General features: G+C 58.2%; 11 protein-coding genes. 2 read left to right on the top strand and 9 right to left on the bottom strand.

Annotated features, from left to right (window positions below):
* Window positions 1-62 precede the first annotated feature (62 nt).
* The 6 genes from FHK92_RS21035 to FHK92_RS21010 all read right to left on the bottom strand — a co-directional run bounded on the left by FHK92_RS21035 (window position 63) and on the right by FHK92_RS21010 (window position 6004).
* Window positions 63-995: a phosphatidate cytidylyltransferase gene (locus FHK92_RS21035; RefSeq protein ID WP_030140429.1), complete on the bottom strand. Its 933-nt coding sequence runs from the start codon at window positions 993-995 to the stop codon at window positions 63-65.
* A gap of 1 nt (window position 996) precedes the next feature.
* On the bottom strand, window positions 997-1617 hold the full coding sequence (locus tag FHK92_RS21030) for a lysophospholipid acyltransferase family protein (RefSeq protein ID WP_181289778.1): 621 nt from the start codon (window positions 1615-1617) through the stop codon (window positions 997-999).
* 197 nt (window positions 1618-1814) lie between these two features.
* Window positions 1815-2279 carry a hypothetical protein gene (locus FHK92_RS21025; protein WP_181289777.1) on the bottom strand — a complete coding sequence of 155 codons (465 nt, stop codon included), beginning with the start codon at window positions 2277-2279 and terminating at the stop codon, window positions 1815-1817.
* On the bottom strand, window positions 2276-3613 hold the full coding sequence (locus tag FHK92_RS21020) for a phosphatase PAP2/dual specificity phosphatase family protein (RefSeq protein WP_181289776.1): 1338 nt from the start codon (window positions 3611-3613) through the stop codon (window positions 2276-2278). The genes FHK92_RS21025 and FHK92_RS21020 overlap by 4 nt, the downstream gene beginning before the upstream one ends.
* The gene (locus FHK92_RS21015; RefSeq protein ID WP_181289775.1) at window positions 3613-5370 is read right to left on the bottom strand and encodes a bifunctional alpha/beta hydrolase/class I SAM-dependent methyltransferase; all 1758 of its coding nucleotides are present in this window, start codon (window positions 5368-5370) and stop codon (window positions 3613-3615) included. Before FHK92_RS21015 ends, FHK92_RS21020 begins: the two co-directional genes overlap by 1 nt.
* A gap of 10 nt (window positions 5371-5380) precedes the next feature.
* Complete coding sequence (locus FHK92_RS21010) at window positions 5381-6004, bottom strand: CDP-alcohol phosphatidyltransferase family protein (protein ID WP_181289774.1); 624 nt, start codon at window positions 6002-6004, stop codon at window positions 5381-5383.
* Window positions 6005-6162: 158 nt separating this feature from the next.
* Here FHK92_RS21010 and FHK92_RS21005 point away from each other — a divergent pair, with 158 nt between their 5' ends.
* Window positions 6163-6621, top strand: coding sequence for a GNAT family N-acetyltransferase (locus tag FHK92_RS21005; protein ID WP_181289773.1), 459 nt, complete (start codon window positions 6163-6165; stop codon window positions 6619-6621).
* Window positions 6622-6635: 14 nt separating this feature from the next.
* On the opposite strand, the gene FHK92_RS21000 is transcribed toward FHK92_RS21005, so the two are convergent.
* A complete protein-coding gene (locus FHK92_RS21000) occupies window positions 6636-6872 on the bottom strand; it encodes a hypothetical protein (RefSeq protein ID WP_181289772.1) in 237 nt (78 codons plus the stop codon).
* 527 nt (window positions 6873-7399) lie between these two features.
* On the opposite strand from FHK92_RS21000, the gene FHK92_RS20995 reads away from it, so the two are divergent.
* Window positions 7400-7759: a DUF6124 family protein gene (locus FHK92_RS20995; protein ID WP_181289771.1), complete on the top strand. Its 360-nt coding sequence runs from the start codon at window positions 7400-7402 to the stop codon at window positions 7757-7759.
* 1069 nt (window positions 7760-8828) lie between these two features.
* On the opposite strand, the gene FHK92_RS20990 is transcribed toward FHK92_RS20995, so the two are convergent.
* The gene (locus FHK92_RS20990; protein ID WP_181289770.1) at window positions 8829-9248 is read right to left on the bottom strand and encodes a DUF6896 domain-containing protein; all 420 of its coding nucleotides are present in this window, start codon (window positions 9246-9248) and stop codon (window positions 8829-8831) included.
* Window positions 9245-10069: RHS repeat-associated core domain-containing protein (locus FHK92_RS20985; protein ID WP_181289769.1), on the bottom strand; the 825-nt coding region annotated here is incomplete at its 5' end. The genes FHK92_RS20985 and FHK92_RS20990, both read right to left, overlap by 4 nt.

The raw sequence follows: 10069 nt of genomic DNA, 5'->3' as shown, positions 1-10069 counted from the left end.
CGCAACCCAGCGGGAGCAAGCTCCCTCGCCACAGGGGTAAGCGGTGGTCAGGAAGGGTTATCTCAAGTCCACCAATACCGAACCAGATGAAAGAAGATCGGCGCGGCGAAGCACACCGAGTCCAGGCGGTCGAGCATGCCGCCGTGACCTTCGATCATGTGCCCCCAATCCTTGACGCCGCGGTCGCGCTTGATCGCCGACATGACGATGCCGCCGGCAAACCCGAGCAGGTTGATCAGCAAGGCGATGAGGAACGACTGCCACGGGTTGAATGGCGTGATCCACCACAGCGCACCGCCGATCAGCGAGGCCAGGAAAATACCGCCGGCGAAGCCTTCCACGGTTTTTGACGGTGACAGGTTGGGCGCGATCTTGCGTTTGCCGAACAGCTTGCCGCAGACATACTGCAACACATCCGAGAGCTGCACCACGATCACCAGATAGGCGATCAGCAGCAGGTTGCGCCCTTCAAAACCAGCGATGTCCAAGGTCAACAAGGCCGGTACGAAAGAGATGCAGAACACCGCGATCATCAACCCCCACTGCACTTTCGAAGCTCGTTCCAGGAAGTGCGTGCTGTCACCGCCCAACGACGCCAGGATCGGCAGCAGCAGGAACACGTACACCGGAATGAAGATCGAGAACAGCCCGTACCAGTCGTAGTAGATCAACAGGTATTGCAGCGGCAGCGCCAGGTAGAACGCCGCCACCAGGGCCGGGTAATCACTGCGCCGCGTCGGGGTGAGCGTGAGAAATTCCCGCAGCGCGTAGAACGACACCGCATAGAACAACAGGATCACCGCCGCGTTACCCAGCCAGAACGCGATGCCGATCACCAGCACCATGATCCACCAGGCATTGATCCGCGCGTTGAGGTTCTCGATGACCGAGTTCGGCGCGCCTTTGGTCCGCAGCTTGAGAATGAAACCGACCAACGAGGCCAGCACCAGGATCGCGCCGATCCCGCCAAACAACATCAGGGTATATCGATCCATGTCAAACGTGCTCCGGGGCCAGTGCCAGCAGCGCGGCACGGCTGCGTTCTAGAAATTGCTCTTTGCTTTCGCCTTCTTCGATGCACAGCGGCGCGCCGAAACTGGTGGTGCACAGCAGCGGCAACGGCAACACGCGGCCCTTGGGCATGACGCGGTTGAGGTTGGCGATCCACACCGGGATCACTTCGACCTCGGGGTGGCTTTTCATCAGGTGGTAGATCCCGCTCTTGAACGGCAATAAGCCTTCCTCCGGGTTGCGCGTGCCCTCGGGGAAGATGATCAGCGAGTCACCGTTTTCCAGCGCGTCGAGCATCGGTTGCAAGGGGCTGTAGGAAGGATCCTTGCGCTCGCGGTCCACCAATACGCCGTTGAACACTCGGTTGATGATGTAGCGGCGCATCGGGCTGGTTTGCCAGTAATCGGCCCCGGCGACCGGTCGGGTGAGCTTGCGCAGCGCCGGCGGCAGCGAGGCCCAGAGCAACACGAAATCACCGTGGCTGCTGTGGTTGGCGAAGTAGATCCGCTGCACGGGCTTGGGCGCGCAGCCGAGCCACAGGCTGCGAGCGCCAGTGACCATCCGCGCGGCGGAGGTGATGAGGTTGGCGACCACGGGTTCGAACATGAGGATTCCTTGTCCTGAAAGCTTGAAGTTATGCGATATCTATCGCAGACAAACAATGTGGCGAGGGAGCTTGCTCCCGCTGGGCTACGAAGTAGCCCTAACACTGAGGTCGCGGTTTATCAGGCAGATCATAGGGGAGGGCTTCGCCCTCCAGCGGGAGCAAGCTCCCTCGCCACAAAAAGCCATTCATTTCCTGTTTAAGTCCCAAGACCCGAGTAAACCAGCCAAGGACTCGCCAGGACAAAACTCACCGTCAACAGCGCCTGGATAGCCACCAGCCAGGCTTGGCGGCGCAGCAGTCGCATCGAACCGTGGCTGCGCTCGGGCCAGGATCGTCCGCCGCGTTCGGCCGGCTGCAAGCCAAGATTGGCCAGCGCCTCGTCCAGCGCCTGGGTGCGTTCGGTCAGTGGCTTGCTGGCATCCGCGACAATCTGAAACAGATCGGCATCAAAGGCCACGCGAAACGCCAGGTATTTTTCCTGCATGCCGAGGACGAACACGCCGAAACTCAATAACAACAGCCACGGATCGACGCTACCCACCAGCCATTGGCCCAGGCCGATCAGCGCCGCCAGCAGCGTCAGGCCGGTAGAAAGCTGATCCAGTGATTGACCCCGGCGCAACAGACTCGCCACGGTGTGCAGTTCGATGTCACTGCTCATGACCATTCCCCGAAGCCGGCGGATATTTGCCCCAACGCCTGGCGATGGGCCGGATGCAGGACGACACGTGGACGCACACGCTGGATCTGCGCAATCGCTGCGTCCACGCTGTCAGCGCGGCCCGTGCTCAACAACCACGCCGCCACAGCGGTTGCGCTGCGCGAATAACCCAAGGCGCAGCAGACCAGCACCGGCCCGTGCTGGCGCAGTTGCTCGATTTTTTGCGCGGCATCCAGGCATTGCTCGGCGGTCGGTGCGGTCAGGTCGAGTACCGGCACGGTGCGATAGGCGACTGCGGTGCTGTCTATGGACAACTCGGCGCACAGGTCGAGCACCCCGCTGAATGGGCTGCCCTTCAGCGCAGCCGACGTAGGAATGCGCCCGAGCCAGACGTCATCCATGATCTGATCCGGCTGCGGATGCTTGCGCGTCCACAGGCGGGAATTGATCCACGCCGCCGCCAGATAAGGCGCCAGCAACCAGCGTACCGCCGGACTCAGCCGGCCGTCTTCACGCTTTTGGAACCCGCTCGCGCCGAACAACAGATAATTCAGCGCCACCATCAGCACCGCCACCGCCGGCCAGATCAGCCAGAGCCACGCGCCACTGAAGGCAAACGCCGGAATGAACATTGCCGCCGCGCCCAAGCCATAACGCATGGCCAGGCGCCGACGGGCAGGATCTGTCGTCAGGCGCGCACTGATCAGCGGACTCGGCCGGTCCAGCGGCCACAACCAGACACACAACCAACCAGCCAGCGCGCCGGTCGGCACGTCGACAAAATGATGTTGATACGTGGTCAGCACCGACACGCCGATCAACGCGAACCAACCGTGCATCAACCAACGCCAGACGCCTTGCAGGTGGCGCTCATAACAAACCCAGAGCACCACCAGCAGCGCGATGTGCAGCGACGGCGCCTGGTTGAACGGCTTGTCGAAGCCGGCCAGCACCTCGAACAACCAGCCAAACACCCCATCCATTTCCGGCCGGGGGAAGGTGAACGTCAGCGGCCAGAGCAGGAAGCAACTGACCGCGATCACCTGGGCCGTGAGCAGGCGCAAAGCGTGGCGCTTGAGTTCATCGCGGCTGTTGGGCAGCAATAGAGACAGGCCGTACAGCAAGTCAATCGACCAGTACGGCACGATGGTCCAGGCCATGAACGGCATGTGGCTTTCCCAGCCGAACACCAGACTGCCGACATCGTCACGCTGGGCCGTGACCCAGGTGGCGAAGCCGTACGTGGTGAAAAACAGCGGCGCCAGCAACAGCAGCCAGAGCACCGCCGGTTTCAGCAGCGCGGGTTCGCGGGCCGGAGCAATGACAGCGCTCATTACTGGACCCGCTGCGCCAGCGAAACGCTGAAAATGCCCCACTCATCGACCCGCAGGGTGATCTTGCGGAAGCCAGCCGCCTCGACCAATTGATCCATTTCCGCCTGGGTACGTCGACGCATCACCCACGCCTGGCCGGCGCGGTGGCTGGTCAGGGCGCGGGCGATCAGTTCAAGTTGCGGGTGCCACGGTTGGCCGGTGTAGACCAGGAAACCACCGGGCTCCACGGCTTCGGCCAGGCCGGCGAGGGAGCCGCCGACCATCTGGTTGTCGGCGAACAATTCATACAGGCCGGAGACTACTGCGAGGGTTGGCTTGGGCTCCAGCGCGGCCAGATCCTGACGATCGAAGGCATCGCCCTTGACGAATCGAGCGATGTCGCCGAGGCCTTTTTCAACGATCAGCGCACTGCCGTCGCGCACGTTGATGTCGCTGTAGTCGCGCAGCAGGATCGACTCTGGCAGCGGGCTGACGCCTTGCAGCGCTTCCAGAATGTAGCGGCCATGACCGGCGGCGATGTCGACGATGCGCACCTCGCGGTCCTGGGCGCGCAATTCGGCCATCGCCAGGCGCAGCAACTCCTCGACGTGCACCTTGCGCTGGCGAATGCCGCGCCAGCCGATGGAGTTCAGGTAGTTCTGGTCGATCATCTTGCCCAGCGCCGACGTGCCGGTGGGGCGATTGCGATAGACGTAGTCCAGCGTACTGCCGGAGTCGAATCCGGTGTCGAAGCCCAGCTTCACACCCGCAGACAACTTGCTGCCAAAGCGCATGCTGGCGCGGGTCATGCGCCAGTAAAGATCGCGTAGCGAGTTGTGCGGCAGCGGCGTCGCCAGGGTTTCCGCTTCGGCGCAGGTCACGCCGAGGCGATCGGCGTCCAACAGGGAAGGGCGGTCCAGCGGACGGGCAAAGTTTTGCAGAATGAAACGACGGGCGCTGGCGATGGCCGGCGCACGGTTTTTTTCGCCGAGGGTGTCGTGGAAGAAACCCGGCAGGATGTGTTTTTCCTTATGCAGGCTGCCCAGTCGCTCGAAGAACTGCTCCTGGGGTTTGCGATGCACCACGAAGTCGGAGCCGGAAATCAGCAGCTGCGTTGGCACCTGGATCGCCTGGGCATCGGCTACAACCCGGTCGGCCGCTTCGTACAGACCCAGCAGCACGTTCACCGAAATGGCCTTTGTGATCAGCGGATCGCTGTCGTAGGACGCGACCCGCTCCGGGTCATGGCTGAGGAACTTGGCCTTGACGTAACTGTTGACGAAAAAGTTGCCACGGAACTTGCGCATCAGCGCCAGGCCCGGACGGGCGAACGGCACGTAGAGCTTGACCTTGAAGGCCGGCGACGCCAGCACCAGCGAGCGAATGCGCGGCGCGTAATCGTGGACCCAGGTGGACGCGATCACCGCGCCAACGCTTTGCGCGACCACGGCGATGTTCTGTTCGTCGATCTGGTGCGTCGCGCCGATGTGATCGCAGAAGGTCTGCACGTCACGGGCGCTGGTGGCAAAACTCGGGCTGTCGCCGCGCTCGCCAGGCGACTGGCCGTGGCCGCGTGCGTCCCAGGCGAAAAACTCGAACCCAGGCAAATCCAGCTCATCCACCAGATGCGCGATGCGCCCCGAGTGCTCATGACCGCGGTGAAACAACAACACGGCCTGGCGGGGTTCACCCGCCGTGGCTTCGACAGCCGGCCAGTGCCGGTAGAACAACTCCACGCCATCGTGGGTGGTGAACGTCAGTTCCTGGGCTTCGCGCATTGCAACTTCCTTATGCTGAGGGAGCGTTTTCCGTCACTTGGCTCAGGCCATGACGGACCCGATTGACCAAGGTATAAACCAGCAGGGCGGCAACCACCGCCATCACACCATCAACCCACAGCGCCCCGAGCCAACCCAGGGCAATACCGGTCGCCAGTACGCCAAACACGAAGGCGCGATCACTCTTGCCCATCGGCCCGTCATACCGTCGCGAAGCCCCGACCATCGCCCCCAGCACGCCAGCGTATTCGCTGAACAACGCCAACAGCGTGACCAACAACACGAGCAACAGGCTGGTATCGGGAAACAAGGCAAAAGGCAGGATCAAGGCAGCGTCGGCGATGATATCGCATAGCTCATTGAGGTAGGCGCCCAGATTCGATTGCTGGCCAAACTCCCGCGCCAACATGCCATCCACCGCGTTCAACGCCATGCGCAGGAACATCCACACCGGCACCAGGACAAACACCCAAGGATGGCTGGCGAACCACGCGATCACCGCCCCCACCAGCACGGACACGACGCCCGCGAGCAAGGTCACCTGGTTGGCGGTGACGCCATTGTTATAAAGGCGCTGTACGGCGGGGCGAAGCAGATTCTGGAAAGCGGGCTTGAGTTGATAGATGGAAGGCATATGGACAGTGATCTCGGCCGGATTCGGGGCAGGGCTTGTGCAGATGCGAGATTACGATAGGTTGGGGCTTTGCTGGTGGGTATTTGCTGGGAATGCGCGCGGGTAGGCATCTGCGTCGGTATTCGCGCTGGAAAAACGACTGCATAAGGACTGTTCACATGCTGCGAGTGGATTGGCTCGTCAATCACATGGATAAATGCAACCTGATGGCCGAATGGCTGTATCGGGAATTCACCTATGAATTTGCCCACCAATCACTCGGCCATTGGCAGGAGGAGTTTTCGGCAGGGCAGCGCGATGGCCGCTGGAAATGCCTGATCGCCCTGGAACACGACCAGCTATTGGGCGGCGCCTCGCTGGCAAACGACGACCTGCCCGAACGCCCCGACCTCGGCCCCTGGCTGGCCTGCGTATTCGTCCACCCGGATGCCCGACGCCGGGGCCTCGCCGCGCGATTGATCGAAGGCATCTGCAACCATGCCAAAGAGGCTGGCTTCGCGACGTTGTACCTGCACACCCACAGTGAACGGGACTACTACGCCAAGCTTGGCTGGGAAGTGCTGGAGCGCTTCGAGGCGTGGGGCAAGGAACAGTGGCTCATGTCGCGACGTTTATAGTCGCGGTATTAAGCTCAACCCCCTGCGCGCAATGGACCGCCCACCGGAACGTACTCGACCGGCGCTTCCCCGGGCAGGTCTTTTATAGGGTCTTCGGCGTAACCGTAGCCTTCCTCCTTCAAATTGATCGAATGCACGCTGTGCTCACGGGCGGTGCTGTCGGTGAGTTTGGTGAACAGGCGTTGATCGGCGGGCAGGGTGAAGCGGTCGCCGGGGTGGAGTTGGGCGAAGGTGAGGGTTGGGTGGTTCATGGCGGCGGGCTCCGTCTCGGGGTTGGTCTCTCTAAAGTTGAGAGGGAGCGCTGGGATTGGGTTCCGTTTTTTTGGTTATCGTCTCGGTGGCCGGCTCGAAATACGGCTCTGGCCTTTAGGTGATCCCCTGTGGGAGCGAGCTTGCTCGCGATGGCGGTGTGTCAGACGAGAGTGATTTAACTGACCTGACGTCATCCAAATCCGTAGCCATGACAGCTTGCCGACACCGCCTTGCGCCTTTGCCTACAACTACGCCAGAATCCGCCGGCTTGTGCGCCTGGGCCCACGCCGGTAGCTTGAATCCCGTCACTGCTCATCAGTGATCGGGTTTAGCAGCTCGTGGTGAAACAGGTTGTGCAAGGCGTCATCCAGTCAGAAGTTCTTCATTCTGTACTTGATGGTGGCTGTGCGCAGGGCGTCCCCGGACGCGCCGGTTTCTTGTTTCCCCGGTCTGCTAACCTGCGTACAGCTGCCTCCCCTCGTTTAGCAGCGAGTGGGTGATGGCTCCAAAAACAGGAAGCAAGATAATGGCAAAAGTTACTCCGAATCCTCCGGACGCAGGCGACCACGTCTCCCGCGCTCAGTCCGCTCGCAATAAGAAAATCGATGACGCTGCTACGCGGGCGTTGGATTACTACCTGAAGCCCAAGCCTAAGGGCGAAACGTCTGACAAGACTGACTCCATTTTTCGGATTGATCCCGACGTTAATTCTGAGTGTTTGCTTGCGAATCTGAGTGAAAACTTGGCTTCGGCTAATGCAATGATCAGCGATTTGGCGTTTGACCTGGATGGGTCAAGGCGGCATGTTGCGTTGGGGATTTTGCAGGTGATTGAGGTGAGTGAATTGTTGGCGAATCGGGCGTTGGATATTGTTGAGGTGAGGTAGGGCGGAGGCAACTATCTTTGGAATAAAAAGGTCTTGCTTGGCAAGGCCTTTTTACGTCCATCTCATACCTATTGAATGTAAGGTAGTTGCTCGCTTGCAGCATAGGTAAAGCAGTCAGTGCTAATTTAGGAGCTAAGTTGTAAAAATACCCATCTGATCAGATAAAGGATGCGTGGAAAATACCACCAAAAAAATAGATTTTTATTACAATCCAAAGCAATAATCCGAATCCTAACGACGCAATCCATACGCAATTGGGTATGGTTATGTTGGAGTTTTGTGCTCCCTCTGGATCATTCTCCAGATGGTTTATTGCAGCTTGTGCTTTTAGTAAGCAATAAAAATTTAAATGGCAGTTACTAGCGGGAATAAATATTGTGCGCCGGCGCCATAGGGTGCCAGGAAGGAATAAATCGTTAAGACACACGAAAATACCAGTCCGCTTGCGAGTAGCCGTGGGCTCCATTTATATGGTTTTTCGTGCTTTTTAGCTGTTGTTCAATTTTTATGAACAAGGCGTGTGTAAAAAATAATCCCAGCACAGTGCGGATCAGAGGGAGGGCTAATGTGTTGGTTGTGGCTTGGTATGTTTTCCAGTTCTTATATATCCAGTAAAAAAGATAGAGCTCGAACGTGAGCTAGTACATTACGGTTAATTTGTTTTTGGAGACTATAGAAGCTTGGTTTTGTTCTGGTAAACGTTGGCTGGCAGGTGTCTGGTTTTTCTTTTATATATATGGTCATGTGGGGCGCTTTGATTAATCGATTTTTGGTGCCGAGTGTCGGTAGGTCGTTGGTGGGCACATCTTCGATATCGATGCAACCTAGCTACGCTCCTCCTACGATCGTGGCGGGCTGGCAATTCCTCTAGGAGGCTTTCGCCCATTTATTTAAAGCCTGTCTTTTAAACTTTTCTCAGAATTGGTTTTTGCATCGCTGAGGGTTCGATATTGATAGCGCGGCCACGCATCCAGATACTCGGTATCATCTGTATATTTTTGAATGGAGAAATGCCTTGCTTGGCAAAGTCTTTTGGATCGAATTATTTCAGCTATCGCTGTAGGAGCCTTCAATTGTTTTTCGATAAGCAATAAAAACCGTTTCGACCTTTAGGCATCGGTTCAAATCGACCTGATGCGACATGTTCTTCGAATTCCAAATTTAGAACTTCCTTGCTCTGATATTTGGGGTACTTTTCGGGGAGTTCGCTAGCGTAGATAAACAAGCGCCATGCATCAAAGCCATCTATTCTTCCGTCGGGACCATAATCAAAATCAACGAGTGCATGTGGTAGTTTCACGGCGCATCCCACGCCATGAAGTTCGTAGGTTACGTTTCCCTTAACCACCCCGCAGCGCTTTATTTTTCCGCTGCCCCATAATCTTAAAATACACCGAGTGCCAAATTTCTCCTCAAGCAGAAAAGTGGCTTCGTCGACGCTCGAAAGGAAATCACGAGCTAATTCCGCTAAGTTTTCTTGATTGTTCATCTTCGGCGCTGCTCCAGTCGGTCAAAACCCACGTTTTTTGCTGAGTCAAGGACCTCTTCAATGTTATTCGGTGTACTGTTGTGGCCAGCGATGTCCCTTATAAGCACCAAGGTCACCTTGGTTCCTGTTTGTCTTGCAGCTGCGGCTCGATGATGACCATCCAAAATATACAGATTGCCGTTATGCTCGGTGGCCTCAATAGGGAAATTGTCATCGTAACCACCGTTACGCATATCTTTTGAGATCGTCTCTACTCTCTTTGTAGAACTCTTGCCTGATATTGCATGTATTCGGTTCAGCAATGTTGGGTCAACATTTCGAATAACAGGAGGCGAAGTCTCCCCCTCATCAACCGCAACCTTAGCCGCCGGATCCTGCTCCCCAACCGCCGGCCTCTTACACCCGTCACCCCCAGGGCAGTCGTCCAACCCCAACGGATCCACCCACCCCGTCGGGTTCAGGGTGTACCGGTACCCGTTGAGCCCGCCCTTGAGCTTGCTCGGATCCAGCGTCAGATACCGTCCCGTCTCCGGATTGTAGTACCGGTGCCGGTTGTAGTGCAGGCCGCTTTCCCGGTCGTGGTATTGGCCTTGGAAGCGCAGCGGTTGTTCCAGGCGCTTGCTGTCGCCATGCCTTAGTTCGGTGAGTTTTCCGTAGCCGTTGTAGCGCGCGGCCCAAACGATTTCGCCCTGGTGGCTGGTCAGTTCCTGCGGTGTGCCGAGGTGGTCGTTGTGGTAGTGGAACGGCGTGGCGTTGTCCGGGCCTTCGCCTTCGAGCAGGGCGAGGGGGCGGAAGGTGCCGGGTTCGTAGACGTAGCTTTG

The organism is Pseudomonas brassicacearum subsp. neoaurantiaca (assembly GCF_013608025.1).
Classification (GTDB): domain Bacteria; phylum Pseudomonadota; class Gammaproteobacteria; order Pseudomonadales; family Pseudomonadaceae; genus Aquipseudomonas.
Note: the sequence above shows the minus strand (reverse complement) of the source record. Positions and strands in the feature narration are given on the sequence as shown.